Genomic DNA, 17,003 nt, shown 5'->3' with positions numbered 1-17,003 from the left:
TACTAATTATAATGTGATGAATAAGTCTTCGTTTGATTTTCTAACTTTTTTGTAGTACTGCGTTGCATCATCTTCATGTCTATAACCAAGTGTGGCAATCAATGTGGCGTTTAAGCCTAATGCTTCAAGTCCTAAAATTTCATTTACTTCTGCAGGTACAAAACCTTCCATTGGAGTTACATCTATTTTTAGTTCTGCAGCAGCGTTAAGTAAATTTCCTAAAGCTAAATAGGTTTGTTTCGCCGTCCAGTTATTACGATTGTCCTCAGAAAGCGCTGTAATATTAGCTTTCATAAAATCAGCATAACCTTGTAGGCTTTCAGCTGGAATTGCTCTTGTTTCGCTTGCGTTTTTGATGTAATCATCAATTCCTGTTGTACCAAAATTAATTTCATTTGCAAAAACGATTAAGTGTGATGCCTCAACAATTTGGGATTGTCCCCAAGCTGATGGCTGTATTTTTGCTCTTAATTCAGGATTTTCAACAAGGATTACTTTGTATGGTTGCAAGCCATAAGAGGATGAACTCAAGCGGATTGCCTCTTTCAAAATATCTAAATCTTCAGCTGTTATTTTTTTTGTAGCATCGAATTTTTTCGTAGCATATCTCCAGTTTTGATTTTCTAAAAATGCGTTCATGTGTATTTGATTTTTATTGATTTCTAAATTTTTCTAATAATTGGTTCAATTGAATGATTTCGTCGGTATGTAAATTTTTTGAAAAGAACTGTTCGTGAGCAATCACCTTAGGATCTAATACCGCTAAAACATCCAGTCCTTTTTGTGTGATTAACACTTCAATCTTTCGCCTATTTTCTGGGCAAACTTTTCGAGTGACATACTCTTTAAGTAATAATTTATCGACTAATCGTGTCGTATTACTGGTTTTGGCTAACATTCGTTCTTGTATGACGCACATGTTTGCGGGATTGCCTTTTTGTCCTCTTAATATTCGCAGTACATTGTACTGTTCTCCTGAAATTTCGTAAGGTTTAAGGACATCATTAAAATTCTCTGTAATGACACTTTGGGTGTACATAATGTTTAAGATAACTTTTTTGGAGTTATCCATTGGTACAGTTGATTTTAAGATTTCTTCAATTTTCATAATTAGGTATTACGTCATTTGTCGATACAAATGTAACACATTTTATAATTGTATATACAAATGTGTATTATTTTTTTGTTAAATAAATTCTGTTAAAGCATAAACAATTGTTATTGTATGTTTTAGCAGTTTAAATTCATATTTTAACTATTGATTTACTATTTGCAAAAACTAAGCCGAAACATATTTTTTAATTTGTCTTTAATTAGGAGTGATATATATATTCATTTTTTTCTAGGAATGATTTTTTGAAATTATTAAATATCTTGAATAGTTATATAAAATAATAAAATCCTGGGAAGTGATTCGTGTTAAAAAGATAGTATTGAAAGTCTTTTAGTGCTTTTATAACAACAAATCTTTTTTCATTTGTAAGTATTATTTATTATATTTAAAACTTATTTGAATATCAACAGTATGGATAAAGCCAAGATATCTTATGACGCTCTACTTCTTAAAGTAAAAGAGCTAGAATCAGAAATAATTCGTTTAGATAAAAAGAGAAATACCTTAACCAATTTTGAATTCTATATTAAAGAATCTCAAGATTTGCTATGTATCTCTGGCACTGATGGCTATTTCAAAGAAATAAATCCAGCATTTATAAAAAAATTAGGATACACTGAAAAGGAATTGCTTAGTAATTTGGTGATTTCATTTCTTCATCCTGAAGATGTAAATAAAACTAGTTTAGAAATCGAAAGGTTGTCAAAAAGGATTACCTCGGTAAATTTTGAAAATAGATTTTTAAAAAAAACTGGTGAAATTATTGTAATACAGTGGACAACTAATGTAGATGTAACAGGACAATTTATTTATGCAATAGGAAGAGATATCACTGAAATAAGGGAAACTCAGGAAAATTTACTAGCAAGCGAAAAATTACTAAACGATGCACAAAAAATAGCAAAGCTGGGTAGCTGGGAAATTGATTTGAGCAACAATAAAATGATTTGGTCAAAAGAGCTTTATTCAATTTATGAACTTGAAGCTAAACCTCAGCAAAACTTATATCAAGAATTTTTACACATTTTTTCAAAAGAAGATTCTAATTCGTTTCTGAATAAAGTGTACCAAGCCATTAGCGATAAACAAGGGTTTGAAGTTATTCAAAAAGTCATTTTATCAAGTAAGAGCTCTAAATGGTTGCACGCTATCGTTAAACCTTTAATTGATACAGAGGGGAACGTTTATGCCTTGCAAGGCAATACGCAGGACATTTCAGATAAAAAAAGAATAGAACAAGAAATTATTGATACAGAAAATGCTGCACTGAAATATAAGTTACTAGTTATTGAGCAAAAAAGCGAAACCAAGTTCAAACAATACATTGAAAATGCGCCAGACGGAGTTTTTGTATTTGACCAAGATCGAAATTACGTTGAGGTAAATCAAGCGGCTTGTGACCTAACGGGTTATTCAGAGCAAGAATTGTTGCGCATGAAGTTTGGCGATTTATCTGCATCTGATTATACTTCAAGTACACTACAAAATTTTCAGTCTTTGAGGGAAACAAGTGGATTGCGAAGTGAGATTAAAATCATTCATAAAAATGGATCAGAAATATTTTGTTTTGTCGATATGGTTCAACTTTCTGATTCTAGATTTTTAGGATTCGTCAAGGACGTTACCGAAAAGAAAAAAGCAGAAGCGAAAATTATTAAAGCAAATCGTCTGTACTCCTTTATTAGTCAAATGAATCAAATGATTGTTCGTGTTACGGATCAAGAAAGTTTATTTAGAGAGGCTTGCTCTATTGCTGTTGAAGTTGGAAAATTTAAGATGTCTTGGTTTGGTATTGTCAATGAAAAAACTAAAAATGTTGAGCCTATAATGTTTACCGGAGAAAATCAAGGCTATCTTACCAATATCAAAACCATTACCACAGATGATAGTACACCACAAGGAAGAGGTCCTGGTGCTACAGCTATAAAAAACAAAAAACATGTCGTTTGTAATGATATTGAAAACGATCCAATAATGCTGCCTTGGAAAGAGGAAGCATTAGCAAGAGACTACAGATCTTTAATGACGGTTCCAATAAAAAAATTCGATAAAGTCATTGGAATTTTTACTTTTTATTCTTCTGAAAAAGATTTTTTTGATAATGAAGAAATTACATTATTAGTTGAGGCAACTAACGATGTAGGTTTTGCACTTGAAATTTTAGAAAAAGAAAACCTCCGCCAAAAAGCTGAAGATACACTTGTTGAAAGCGAGCGGCGCTTTCACACTTTAACCGAAGTATGTCCCGTTGGTATTTTTAGAACTGATGCAGCAGGAAGTACCACTTATGTAAATTCCTATTGGTCTCAAATTTCGGGCTTATCATTTGAAGAAGCTTTAGGGAATGGTTGGTTTAAAGCAGTCCATGAAGATGATAAAATAGGACTAGTAGACGGTTGGGAGCAAGCGTCACGAAATCAAGTTACTTCATATTCAGAATATCGTTTTGTTCGCCCAGACGGCTCTGTAGCTTGGGTGATGGGTCAAGCAATACCGGAACGAAACACTAAAAATGAGATTGTAGGATACATTGGTACCATTACAGATATAACGGATCGTAAAATTGCGGAAGCAACTATTTTGAGAGAAAAGCGGTTATCAGAAACGATAATCAATAATCTTCCAGGAGTATTTTATCTCTATGATGCCGCTGGACATTTTGTAAAATGGAATAAAAATTTCGAAAGAGTTAGCGGGTTTAGTGCCGAAGAAATTGCTCAAATGGAAGCGGTTGATTTTTATGACACTGATTTTAAAGAGATTATAAGAGAACGGTTAAAAACTGTATTTGAGGTAAAGTCACCTGGAATTGAGGTAGAATTGTTTACTAAAAATAAAAATAAAATCCCTTATTATGTAAATTCTCACGCCTTTGAATACGACGGAAAAAAATGTCTTTTAGGAATGGGTCTGGATCTTTCTGACCTAAAAAAAGCAGAAGAAAAAATTAAAATTGCCAACGAAAGATTTGAAATGATTTCGGCAGCCACTAATGATGCGGTATTTGAAGTGAATTTAATCACCGGCGAAAGTTGGAACAACCAAGCTTTTGTTGATCTTTTAGGTTTTGGGAGTATTTTACCAAGTGGGGAAAACAATAGTCTTATATGGCGGTCTAAGTTGCACCCTGATGATCGGAATAGAGTAATTCAAAATCTAGAGGATTCTTATGCTGGAACTTCTAGTTTTTGGACGGATGAATTTCGTTTTCTAAAAGCGGATGGAACGTACGGGATATTTTACGACAGAGGTGTCATCTCTAGAGATGAAACAGGTAAGGCAGTTCGTTTAAATGGTGCAATGATCGAGATAACTGAACTAAAAAATATTAAAAATCAATTATTTAATAGTGAAGAAAAATATAGAAGCCTCATTGAGCAAGCCTCTGATGCCATTTTTATAAATGATATTAATGGAGATTTTCTAGACGTAAATGAAAGTGCCTGCAAAATGTTGGACTATACCAAGATGGAACTCTGCACAATGAATGTTAGAGATTTGTATCAAGAAGATGAGCTTTCTAGACGACCTATAATGTACAAAGAATTGCTGGACGGAGATCAAACATTGCTCGAACGGATTATGATAGATAAAAATGGATCTACCATAATTACAGAAGTAACTGCAAAAATGATCGCCGATGGGCGAATTGTAGCTATAGTAAGAGACATTACAGAGCGAAAAAGAATAAACGAGGAGTTTATAAAAATGCATAAAAAGATGGAAGCCATTCTTGGTGCCATGCCTGATTTGTTGTTTGAGTTAGATATAACTGGTAAAATTTATAATTATCACTCTCGAAGCACTGATCTTTTAACAATGCCACCAGAATTTTTTATAGGAAAAAAATTTTCCGAGATCTTACCAGAAGAAGTTTCAAGTATTATTTTGGCAGCAATAGAAGACGCCGCTCTCAAGGGATTTTCTGGGGGTCGACAGTATGCATTGCAACTTGCAACAGGAATACATTGGTTTGAACTTTCTATAGCTCCTATGCTGGATAGCCAAGATGATGTTCTGCATTTTATTTGCTTATCTCGTGATATCACTAAAGCCAAACAAGCAGACTTAGCCTTATTTAAAAGTGAAGAGCGATACCGCGGTCTATTGAACAACTTAGATGCTGGTATTTTAGTTCATGCCGTTGATACCTCGATCATTGACTACAATCAAAAAGCCTGTGAATTATTAGGACTAGATGGCGATCAGTTGAAAGGTCGAATAGCATACGATCCGGTTTGGACCTGCTGGAATGAGGATAGTACTTTAATGCCGTTTGAAAATTATCCAGTGAGTTTGATTAGTGCCACTAAAGAACCACTAAAAAATTTCGTTATGGGTGTTAGTCATTCTAAAACCAATCATACGATTTGGTTGTTAGTTAATGGGTATCCAGATCTTGATTCTAAGGGAAAAATTAATGAAATTATAATTAGTTTTTTAGACATTACAGAGCAAAAAGTGTTAGAAATGGAATTGCTAAAATCCAAAGAATTAGCAGAATCTGCAAATAAAGCTAAGACAGATTTTCTAGCAAATATGAGTCATGAAATACGTACTCCATTAAACGGGATTATTGGCTTTACTCATTTGTTGATGAAGTCTAATCTTAAAAAAGATCAAGCAGAATACATGACTACCATCAATGAATCAGCGACTTCATTGATGGAAATTGTAAACGATGTTTTAGATTTCTCCAAGATTGAATCAGGTAAATTAGAGTTGGATATTGAAAAAGTAAACCTCTACAAATTAACCAATCAGGTTATTAATTTGTTTAAATTTCAGGCCAACAAAAAAAATATAACATTAACTTTAAATATAGATAGTACTATTCCGCAATATATTCAGGCCGACTCTGTTCGATTGAAACAAATACTAATGAATTTATTGAGTAATGCGATAAAATTCACCCATTTCGGAGAAATACGCTTGGATGTCGATGCCGTTGGTCCTTTAGATAAAAATGAGGCAACCATAAAATTTTCTGTAAAAGATACTGGAATTGGAATAAAAGTAGACAACAACGAAAAAATATTCAACTCTTTTGTTCAAGAGGATAATTCTACAAATAGAAAATTTGGTGGTACGGGATTGGGACTATCCATTTCAAACCAGTTGTTGGCATTAATGGATAGTAAATTACAGCTCATCAGCAAATATGGTGACGGAAGTGATTTCTACTTTATAATAAAAGTCAAAAAGTCGAATCCTAAAAAAAAGGCAAGTATTCCATCTACTCAAACACCTCTAGGCAACACAACGGATGCCGAGAATATTTTGACTGATATCAAAGTATTATTAGTCGAAGACAATAAAATTAATATGCTTTTAGCTAAAACTCTTATCAAAAGAATTATTTCTAATTGTACTATTTTTGAAGCGAAGGACGGTAATGAAGCAGTTGATGTTTATAGCAAAGAAAAGCCAGATGTGATTTTGATGGACATACAGATGCCAAATAAAAATGGTTATGAAGCTACCGATGAGATAAGACAGTTTCAAGATGCAAAGGATATTCCTATAATTGCCATTACTGCAGGAATTATGGTTGGGGATAAAGAAAAGTGTTTTGAAGCAGGTATGGATGATTATTTGCCAAAACCGATAATTCAATCTGATCTAGAAAAAGTACTCTATAAATGGTTGCAAAAAGAGTAATACTCTTTATTGAAAAGTATAAAACTCACAGCTTGTAAATAATTGAATAACATTTTCACTTTTTCTGTAGTTCGAAAAACAATTCAGAGTTTGCTCTTGGTGCAATAGAATTGTGTGCAGTTTCCATTTTAAGGCTATCAAATGCCTCTTTAAAAAGTAGGTTGTATTCGGTTTGGCTTCCGCCAAAAGGAGGTCCAGATTCAAAATAACGATCAAACAATACGCCTGCTAGAATTCCGTCTTTTGCCAAAAGTTGGTGCATTTTTAGTACGTATTTTTGTCGTATAGTTGGAGGTAAAGCACAGAAAAAAGTTTGCTCTAGAATTAAATCATATTCTCCTTGATGCTCAAAAAAGTCTCCAAGAATCACTTGAATTTCAGGTTTATTTTTGAACTTTTCTTGTAAAACAGCCACTAGTGTAGGTGCGATGTCAATTACCGTAATGTTGGTAAATCCTTTTTTTATAAGATATTCAGCTTCATAACTGTTACCACAACCCGGAATTAAAATACGGGCGTTTTGTTTTGAAAGGTTATCTATGTATGCTTTTATAGGTGGCGATACTGTGCCTAAATCCCATCCGGTTTTTTTGGCTTCGTATTGCGATTCCCAATACGATGCGTCAAGTGTTATATCGCTGGAAACTACACAACATTTTTTATCCTCCATAATTTGATTTTTTTGAAACGACTATTGAAATTACTGTTATTTCAAAACTTTACTTTGACAAACAAAATCTGTTTTTGGAACATTTGTTTTTGCAATAGCATTGAAACCACCTTCAATTTCCGTAAAGTTTCTAAAACCTCTTACCTCTAGAATGGAAGCGGCAATCATGCTGCGATACCCTCCAGCGCAGTGTAAATAAAAATGTTCTTTCGGATTGATGTCTTTCACCCAGTCGTTGATTGCGGCGAGTGGTTTGCTGTAAGAATCCTCAATGTGTTCTGCGCTATACTCTGTTTCTTTGCGAATATCGATTATTTTGCTTTCGCCAATTTTCACATCTGTTGCAAATTGCTCTGCTGAAATTCTATTTACGGTATCAAACTCTTTTCCAGCTTTTGCCCAAGCATCAAAACCTCCTGCTAAATGACCAATTAAGTTATCAAAACCCACACGACTCAATCGTGTAACGGTTTCTTCCTCTTGTCCCAATTCACAAACTATTAAAATGGGTTGTTTTACATTGGCAATTAAAGCACCCACCCATGGCGCAAAATCACCATCGATACCAATATTAATGGATTGAGGAATAAATCCTTTAGCAAATACTCCGTTTTTTCTTGTATCCAAAATCAAAGCACCTGTTTCTTCTGCAGCCACTTCAAATTCTACTACAGCCAAAGCCCGCATCCCTAAATGCAGGACGTTTTCAAAACTGTCGTACCCTTTTTTATTCATCGCCACATTCATACCAAAGTAGGCTGGAGGAGGCAACAAACCATCGGTTACTTCTTGAATAAATTCGGCTTCGTTCATGTCAGCTCGCAAGGCATAATTTGTTGCTTTTTGATTTCCAATAGTTGATACGGTTTCCTTACTCATATTTTTACCACAAGCACTTCCTGCACCATGTGCTGGATAAACAATAACATCATCTGCCAGGGTCATTACTTTGTCACGTAAGGAATGAAATAAAATTCCAGCTAATTGTTCTTGTGTCATGTGTGCTGCTTTTTGTGCTAAATCTGGTCTTCCTACATCACCTATGAACAAGGTGTCCCCAGAGAAAATGGCATGATCTTTTCCGTTTTCGTCAATTAGCAAATAAGTGGAACTTTCCATCGTGTGTCCCGGAGTATGCAATACTTTTATTTTGATGTTTCCAATGGTAAATTCCTGCCCATCTGTTGCAGTAATACAGTCAAATTCGCAAATAGCATTTGGACCAAAAACAATAGGCGCACCGGTTTCTCGGCTTAAATCAACGTGTCCAGAAACAAAATCAGCATGGAAATGGGTTTCGAAGATGTATTTTAGTTGTACCGAATCTCTTTTTAATCGCTCTAGATATGGTTGGGTTTCACGTAATGGATCAATAATAGCTGCTTCACCATTTGAAGTAATGTAGTAGGCACCTTGCGCTAAACATCCTGTATATATTTGTTCAATTTTCATGATAGTATTTTATTTATAACACAAAGGTACTTCTGTTTTTTAGGATAAAGAGTGATAAATGTTACTTTAAGATTTTATTAAAAGAAAATTTCCTTTGTAATGATGTACATACCCATTACTAATACGAACCAACCAAAGATTGGTTTTAGTTTTGCTCCATCTATTTTTTTTGAAAGTTGGATGCCAATCAGCATTCCGATAAAGGCCATACCCGAAATAACTAGTAGAATCGAATAATTAATAGGGGTGCCAATGTACAAATCACCGCCAAAACCAATACTGGAATTTATAAAGATGATCAACAATGAGGTGCCAACGGCTTGTTTCATGGGTAAATTTGCAAAAAACAATAAAGCAGGAATGATTAAAAATCCACCACCTGCGCCCAGAAATCCCGTTACTATCCCAACTAGAAATCCTATTATGCCCAGTTGTGTGTAATTTGTTTTTGTTGGGCTTGAGATCGTTTTTTTCTTTCGAATCATTGCAATGGCTGCAGCTATCATAAGGACTGAAAAAACAATCATGATTAGAAAACTTTTAGAAACTTGGTACGAAGCTATAGAGAAAAGTGTGGCTGCTATTTTTGGAAAAATGACTTCCCGAATAATTAATATTGAAAAAACGGAAGGCACTGCGAAGTATACTGCCGATTTTATTTTGAGATTTCCCATTTTGTAGTGGCTTACACATCCAAATAAAGCGGTAATTCCTACTATAAAAAGCGAATAACTCGTGGCAGTTTCAGGATCTATTTTAAAAAGATACACCAGAATAGGAATAGTAAGTATCGATCCTCCGCCTCCTATTAATCCTAAGGAGAGTCCAATAATAATTGAAGCTAAATAACCTAAATATTCTATCATAACGTAATTAACGGGTGGTTATTTTTTTGCCGACTAACTCGTAAAAGTAATTCAAATATATCAAATTATAGGCGAAATTTTCATTAAAAAAATGATTTAAGTCCTTCATTATCTATGTTTTATTTATATAATTCCTATAGGTTTTATGGACTATTTTCTGCAAAAATAGAAGCTGTAATTTTACACTATTGATTGTTATTGTTTTGCGAAATTGTTTTCTTATAAATAATCTCTAATTAACAATTGATGAGTTTATTATTAGGCAAAAACATCGTATTTTTACAAAAAACAACACTATGAATTTAGCACAAGAAGATTGGGTTTCTCAGTTTGAAGCAGATGAAAATGCATTCATACTAGACGTCAGAACCGAAGGAGAATTTAATGAAGGAAGTATAGCCAATGCTATTAATATCGATATTCATTTGGGTCAAGGTTTTGTAACCGAAATAGAGTCATTAGACAAAACCAAGAACTACTACGTGTACTGTCGTTCTGGAATGCGAAGTGCAAAAGCCTGCGAAATCATGAATGAATTGGGTTTTGAAAATGCTTATAACTTAGTTGGAGGTATTTTAGAATGGGAGGGAGAAGTAGTTACTCCATAAATCACTTTGACCTGTACTTTTCTTTTATTTAAAAATCTAATGTAATACTTAATCAATTTTTGTATGAATACTATACCAGAAGAATTTCAAATTAATACTTTATTAAATCAAGATACGTATTTAGTAGATGGTGAGTTAAAAAAATGGACGGGTCAAACCACAGCAGTTTTTTCGACAATATCTTCTACAGCAGAATATGCACCAACTATATTAGGTTCTGTTCCATTAATGGGAGAAGCTGAAGCTGCTGAGGTCGTTCTATCAGCAAGCACAGCATTTAATAATGGTCAGGGATTGTGGCCTACTATGAAAGTGACCGATCGAATAAAATGCGTTGAGGATTTTGTCAAGCAAATGAAAGCTACTCGGCAAGATGTTGTCAAATTATTGATGTGGGAAATAGGAAAATCATTAGGCGATTCAGAAAAAGAATTTGACAGAACGGTAGAATATATTTATGATACCATTGCCAGTTTAAAGGAATTGAATACACGTAGCGCCCATTTTTCTAAAGTACAAGGAATTAATGCTATGGTTCGTAGAAGTCCACTTGGTGTTGTATTGTGTCTAGGTCCTTATAATTATCCATTAAATGAAACTTTTACATTGCTAATTCCAGCTTTGATAATGGGTAATCCAGTAATCTTTAAACCAGCTAAACATGGAGTTTTATTACTCTCTCCATTGTTAGAAGCTTTTAGAAGTAGTTTTCCAAAAGGAGTAATCAATATCGTTTATGGTCGTGGTCGTGACGTTGCATCACCTATCATGAAATCGGGAAAAGTTGATATTTTAGCTCTCATAGGCAACAGTAAATCAGCAATTGCATTACAAGATCAACATCCTAATAAAAATAGATTGCGTTTAATATTAGGCTTAGAAGCCAAAAATCCTGCTATCATCCTTCCTGACGCTGATTTAGACTTGGCCATTCAAGAATGTATAGCTGGATCTCTATCTTTTAACGGACAGCGTTGTACTGCTTTGAAAGTTTTGTATGTGCATGAATCTATTGTAGAGGAATTCAATAAGCGTTTTACAGCCAAAGTTGATGCTCTTATTTTTGGAAATCCATGGGATAAAGCAGCTTTTCTGACTCCTTTACCTGAAAAGGAAAAACCGAAATACATTCAAGATTTGATAGATGATGCCATTAATAAAGGTGCTTCAGTAATCAATGAAAAAGGAGGACAGCACACTCCTAACTACATATTTCCAGCAGTTTTATATCCTGTAAACAAGGAAATGAGAGTGTATCATGAAGAACAATTTGGACCTGTAGTACCAATTATTCCTTTTAAGGAAATTCAAGAACCTCTTAACGATATGGCTGAGTCTAATTACGGTCAGCAAGTAAGTTTGTTTGGAAAAGATATTAAAACCATTGCACCACTTATTGATATGCTAATTAACTTAGTTTGTCGCGTTAATTTAAATAGTTCTTGTCAACGTGGTCCCGATGTCCTGCCATTTACAGGAAGAAAGGATTCTGCTGTAGGTACGTTAAGTATTCATGATGCTTTGCGTTCGTTTTCCATTAGAACCTTTGTTGCCTCAAAGGATAACGACTACAATAATGAAATTTTACAAGCCTTGTTAAACAGTAAAGAATCAAATTTCATTAATACCGATTATATTTTATAGTTTTTTTTAATTAAAAAATTGAGCCGTCCGTTTTTTGCGAGACGGCTTTTTTATGGATTTGAATTTTGATCACGACATTTTTATGGTCAAAAAATAATGTAATGCAACAAGTCTTTTTCTATAATTATATAATTTTCATTGTTTTACGGTTTCCCGTAAAGTAATGAAAATGAAATCATATAGATTTGCCGATATAGATTATTTTTTGGTTAATTATCTATACATTAACAGATGTCATTAAATGGCACGAAGCCACCCAAAAGGAAGGATTAGTGCCACTTTATGGTTGCCAGTTGAGCGATTAGGAAAAATGATAAATAGGAATTAATTGCAACTTATATAGATTGATTAATCTGAAAATCAAACTATAAAACAAAAAAGGAGATCCGTTACCAGATCACCTTTTAAAACAAATTCAATATTCTAAAATTATACTAAATCAAAACGATCAAGATTCATTACTTTAGTCCATGCAGCAATAAAGTCATGCACAAATTTTTCTTGACTTGTACTGTATCCATATACCTCAGCGAGTGCTCTTAACTCTGAATTGGAACCAAAAATTAAGTCAACACGAGTTCCAACCCATTTGATTCCTCCAGCCATACGATCGCTTCCTATAAAGGCATCATCAGATTCAGATACTGCTTTCCAAGTTGTTCCTAAATCAAGTAAGTTTACAAAGAAATCATTCGTAAGCGCTTCTGTACGTTTGGTAAAAACTCCATTTTGAGACTGATCAAAGTTGGTATTCAATACACGCATACCACCTACTAGAACTGTCATTTCTGGAGCTGTTAAGGTTAATAATTGTGCCTTGTCTACTAACATTTCTTCGGCAGAAACGGTATATTTTGTTTTTACATAATTACGGAATCCATCTGCTTGCGGTTCAAGAACTGCAAATGATTCCACATCTGTTTGTTCTTGTGATGCATCCGTACGTCCTGCAGAAAAAGGAACAGTCACAAATTGCCCAGCATTTGCAGCTGCTTTTTCAATTCCTGCGTTACCTCCTAAAACTATCAAGTCAGCGATAGAAACATATTTGCCACTAGCTTGTGCACTATTGAACTCATTTTTAATATTTTCTAAAATACTTAACACACGTTCTAATTGCGCAGGATTATTTACTTTCCAATCTTTTTGAGGTTCTAAACGTATACGAGCACCGTTCGCACCACCACGTTTGTCAGATCCGCGGTACGTAGATGCCGAAGCCCAAGCAGTACTTACCAATTCAGACACTGTTAATCCCGAGGTAAGAATTCTTGCCTTTAATTGTGCAGCATCTTGATCGTCAATTAACGCGTGGTTAACTGCTGGAACAGGATCTTGCCAAATTAATTCTTCAGCAGGAACTTCAGGACCTAAATAGCGTACTTTTGGCCCCATATCACGATGTGTAAGTTTGAACCAAGCTCTCGCAAAAGCATCATTAAATTCGGCTGGATTGGCTAAAAAGTGTCTAGAGATTTTCTCATATGCAGGATCTATTCTCAAGGATAAATCAGTCACCAACATGAAAGGTTGATGCGTTTTCGTTGGGTCATGCGCATCAGGAACGGTTCCAGCACCAGCATTGCCAACAGGTTTGAATTGGTGTGCTCCAGCTGGACTTTTAGTCAATTCCCATTCAAAATCAAACAGATTTTCGAAATAATTATTACTCCAAGTTACTGGGGTAGTAGTCCAAGCACCTTCAAGTCCGCTTGTAATTGTATCTGCACCGTTTCCAGTTCCATACGTGTTTTTCCATCCAAGACTTTGTTCTTCGATTGAAGCTCCTGCTGGTTCTGACCCTATGTATTTATTAGGATCGGCTGCACCGTGGGTTTTTCCTAAGGTATGACCACCAGCTATTAGGGCAACAGTTTCCTCATCATTCATTGCCATACGACCGAATGTTTCTCTAATATCTCGTGCTGCCAAAAGTGGATCAGGATTTCCATCTGGACCTTCTGGATTTACATAAATTAATCCCATTTGAACTGCAGCCAATGGATTTTCTAATTCACGATCACCAGAATAACGGCTATGTGGCTCTGTGCTTAATGACAACCATTCTTTTTCAGGTCCCCAATAAATATCTTCTTGAGGCTCCCAAACATCTACACGGCCACCTGCGAAACCAAAAGTTTTAAAACCAGCAGATTCAAGTGCGCAGTTCCCAACGAGAACCATTAAATCGGCCCAAGAAACTTTGTTACCATATTTTTGTTTGATTGGCCATAATAATAAACGTGCTTTATCTAAGTTTGCGTTATCTGGCCAACTGTTAAGTGGCGCAAAACGTTGGGTTCCGAAACCAGCTCCTCCGCGACCATCCGCAATACGGTATGTTCCTGCACTATGCCACGCTAATCGAATGAAAAAAGGTCCATAGCTACCATAGTCAGCGGGCCACCAGTCTTGAGAAGTAGTGATTACATCAGTAATATCTTTTTTTAATGCTTCTAAATCAACTGATTTGAACTCTTCGGCATAATTAAAATGAGCTCCCATTGGATTAGATTCTAATGAGTTTTGGCGCAAAATATTCAATTTTAATTGGTTTGGCCACCAGTCGCGGTTTGTCTTACCATTTCTCTCACTTTGTTTTGGAGCATTTGCTCCGGCAGAAAACGGGCACTTGCTTTCGCCATTTACATTGTAGGATGTGGGTCTTGAGTTATTTTCCATATTTGATTATTTTTAGTATTTTCTAAAAACGAATTTACTAAAAAATATCCATAGCTATTTTTATTTCAATAGATAAAAACTATGAATAAAATCGATTTTAGTGATGTTTGGATTAGTTTAATTAGTTCAATGCCGTAACTGTCAAATTTTTTAATTCTTTATATTGATGTGATTTATAAAATTTTATGTGTTGTATTCCCAACTTTTTTTATGTTGTTATGCGTTCATATTGTATTGGCTAACTCTTCAAGTACTAATTTGTTCGCATTAAAAAGCATGCATAATTTGTTATAAATCATAATTTATTGGTAAATGCTAGTAAAATTTCAAGGACTAGGAACTAATTTTATAAAAAAAAAACAATATGAATGTAGTTAATGATAACAATACCAATAATTTAGTAACAAACGAGGTTGAAGCTTGGTTTGGAATTTTGTATTCTTGTATTTCAGCAGATAAGCAAATTACTGCAAATGAAACAAAAATACTGACCAGAATAATCCATTCTAAACAGAAGTTTATTGGAGTAGACCTTTTACCACTTTTTTTAAAATCTTCTGAATTAAAAAAACAATTGGGGCACTCGACTTTCATTTCAGTTTGCTGCGAACGAATACAGGAAGAGGATAAAAATATGCTTTTTGCTCTTGCCTTAGAAGTATTGCTGGCTGATGGTATTTTAGAGAATGAGGAAAAAAATCTTATTGAAACAATTTCGAATTTACTAAAAATTGATTCTAAAATGTCTAGTAAAATAATTGAAGTAATTTTTTTAAAAAATAAAGGGAATGTGAAGGGAATTTAAATTTTTAGAAAATGCTCGCAGTACATTATTTTCATTATAATCAATTCTACAAGCGGTATAGATAAAATATTCTTCTGAATGATGTACTTGTTTAATAATGAAAAACCTCTTAACACATTCATTTTAGAATGGTAAAGAGGTTTTCTTATGATCCATAAATTTTAAAGTATTTTTCAACAAGTAATTTGTTGTAAATATTACTCTTCTTTTTGTCCCATCATCATTAGATAAGATTTCAAGAATTCATCAATTTCACCATTCATAACACCATCAACATTACTGGTTTCATGTCCTGTTCTTACGTCTTTTACTAATTTATAGGGTTGCATCACATAATTTCTAATTTGCGATCCCCATTCAATTTTCATTTTGCCCGCTTCGATATCAGCGCGCTGTGCTTGTTTCTTTTTCAACTCAATTTCGTACAACTGAGATCGTAACATTTGCATGGCTCGCTGTCTGTTATCTTGTTGCGAACGTGTTTCAGAACATTGTATTTGTATTCCGGTTGGTTTATGAAACAATTGAACTTTAGTTTCTACTTTATTTACATTTTGTCCTCCCGCACCACTAGATCTCGAAGTGGTAATCTCGATATCAGCAGGGTTGATGTCAATTTCGATACTGTCATCTACTAGTGGATACACATAAACCGATGCAAAAGAGGTATGACGCTTGGCATTACTGTCAAAAGGAGATATTCGAACTAATCGATGTACACCGTTTTCACCTTTTAAGTAACCAAAAGAATAATCGCCTTCAAATTCGAGTGTTACGGTTTTTATACCCGCAGCCTCTCCTTTCTGGAAATTCAGTTCTTTGATTTTGTAGCCGTATTTCTCGCCCCACATCATGTACATGCGCATGAGCATTTCGGCCCAATCACAACTTTCGGTTCCACCAGCCCCAGCGGTTATTTGTACAACAGCACTCAAAGTATCACCCTCGTCCGAGAGCATATTTTTGAATTCAATCGCTTCAATATGATTGGCTGTAAGCAAATATTGTTCGTCTAATTCTTCGGCGGTAAGTTCTCCTTCTTTATAAAAATCATAGGCGAGTTGCAATTCGTCCGTCATTTCGACAGCCTTATTATAATCTTCAATCCATTTTTTTTTGTTTCGGAGATTTTTCACCAGCAATTCTGCTTCTTTGGCGTTGTTCCAAAAATCAGGAGCAAAAGTTTTCTCTTCTTCGTTTGAAATCTCAATTAGCTTGGCATCAACGTCAAAGATACCTCCTCAACGCACCAAGGCGCTCTACAATACCTTTAATTTGTTCGGTAGTTGTCATAAAATTATATTATTTTGATAGGTCTGTTTTCAATATTTATAAAAAATTCCGTTGTGTACTATATTTAGTTTAGTTTTAACTGAACTAGTTTGAATTAACAAACGGTATTATGTAAATTTGTGGCACAAAAATAGAAAAATTTTACTAAGAGACAATTTTCAAATTGTTCATTCTGATAATAAATACATATGGAAATAAATTTAATTAG

The 17,003-nt window shown here is 34.3% G+C and carries 11 protein-coding genes; 4 read left to right on the top strand and 7 right to left on the bottom strand.

Features of this window, described 5'->3' with window-relative positions; all coding sequences use genetic code 11:
• Window positions 1-6 precede the first annotated feature (6 nt).
• Together AC061C_RS13255 and AC061C_RS13250 are read right to left on the bottom strand one after the other, a co-directional pair.
• Window positions 7-639 carry an NAD(P)H-dependent oxidoreductase gene (locus AC061C_RS13255; protein WP_478291564.1) on the bottom strand — a complete coding sequence of 211 codons (633 nt, stop codon included), beginning with the start codon at window positions 637-639 and terminating at the stop codon, window positions 7-9.
• Window positions 640-652: 13 nt separating this feature from the next.
• Window positions 653-1,108, bottom strand: a complete 456-nt coding sequence (locus tag AC061C_RS13250) for a MarR family winged helix-turn-helix transcriptional regulator (protein ID WP_417947020.1) — start codon at window positions 1,106-1,108, stop codon at window positions 653-655.
• Window positions 1,109-1,525: 417 nt separating this feature from the next.
• Between AC061C_RS13250 and AC061C_RS13245 the strand changes: the two genes are divergently transcribed.
• Window positions 1,526-6,775 (top strand): PAS domain S-box protein, encoded by a 5,250-nt coding sequence (locus tag AC061C_RS13245; RefSeq protein WP_478291563.1) that lies wholly within the window; start codon window positions 1,526-1,528, stop codon window positions 6,773-6,775.
• Between the two features lie 55 nt (window positions 6,776-6,830).
• Here the strand turns inward: AC061C_RS13245 and AC061C_RS13240 are convergent, their stop codons facing one another.
• The 3 genes from AC061C_RS13240 to AC061C_RS13230 all read right to left on the bottom strand — a co-directional run bounded on the left by AC061C_RS13240 (window position 6,831) and on the right by AC061C_RS13230 (window position 9,760).
• Window positions 6,831-7,445 (bottom strand): methyltransferase domain-containing protein, encoded by a 615-nt coding sequence (locus AC061C_RS13240; protein ID WP_478291562.1) that lies wholly within the window; start codon window positions 7,443-7,445, stop codon window positions 6,831-6,833.
• A 36-nt stretch (window positions 7,446-7,481) separates the two neighbouring features.
• On the bottom strand, window positions 7,482-8,897 hold the full coding sequence (locus AC061C_RS13235; RefSeq protein WP_478291561.1) for an MBL fold metallo-hydrolase: 1,416 nt from the start codon (window positions 8,895-8,897) through the stop codon (window positions 7,482-7,484).
• Window positions 8,898-8,974: 77 nt separating this feature from the next.
• Window positions 8,975-9,760, bottom strand: coding sequence for a sulfite exporter TauE/SafE family protein (locus tag AC061C_RS13230; RefSeq protein WP_478291574.1), 786 nt, complete (start codon window positions 9,758-9,760; stop codon window positions 8,975-8,977).
• 299 nt (window positions 9,761-10,059) lie between these two features.
• Here AC061C_RS13230 and AC061C_RS13225 point away from each other — a divergent pair, with 299 nt between their 5' ends.
• A complete protein-coding gene (locus AC061C_RS13225; protein WP_478291560.1) occupies window positions 10,060-10,371 on the top strand; it encodes a rhodanese-like domain-containing protein in 312 nt (103 codons plus the stop codon).
• 63 nt (window positions 10,372-10,434) lie between these two features.
• Complete coding sequence (locus tag AC061C_RS13220; RefSeq protein WP_417978516.1) at window positions 10,435-12,015, top strand: NADP-dependent glyceraldehyde-3-phosphate dehydrogenase; 1,581 nt, start codon at window positions 10,435-10,437, stop codon at window positions 12,013-12,015.
• 429 nt (window positions 12,016-12,444) lie between these two features.
• Here AC061C_RS13220 and katG read toward each other — a convergent pair whose 3' ends face one another.
• A complete protein-coding gene (katG, locus tag AC061C_RS13215) occupies window positions 12,445-14,697 on the bottom strand; it encodes a catalase/peroxidase HPI (protein ID WP_478291559.1) in 2,253 nt (750 codons plus the stop codon).
• Window positions 14,698-15,061: 364 nt separating this feature from the next.
• On the opposite strand from katG, the gene AC061C_RS13210 reads away from it, so the two are divergent.
• On the top strand, window positions 15,062-15,502 hold the full coding sequence (locus AC061C_RS13210; RefSeq protein WP_478291558.1) for a tellurite resistance TerB family protein: 441 nt from the start codon (window positions 15,062-15,064) through the stop codon (window positions 15,500-15,502).
• A 197-nt stretch (window positions 15,503-15,699) separates the two neighbouring features.
• Here the strand turns inward: AC061C_RS13210 and prfB are convergent.
• A protein-coding gene (prfB, locus tag AC061C_RS13205) for a peptide chain release factor 2 (protein ID WP_478291557.1) occupies window positions 15,700-16,795 on the bottom strand; the annotation gives its coding sequence in 2 pieces (ribosomal slippage) (window positions 15,700-16,731 and window positions 16,733-16,795; 1,095 coding nt in all).
• Window positions 16,796-17,003: the final 208 nt, after the last annotated feature.

The organism is Flavobacterium sp. GNP010, assembly GCF_056428945.1.
The sequence above is the reverse complement of the archived record's forward strand: the minus strand, read 5'-3'. Positions and strand labels throughout refer to the sequence as shown.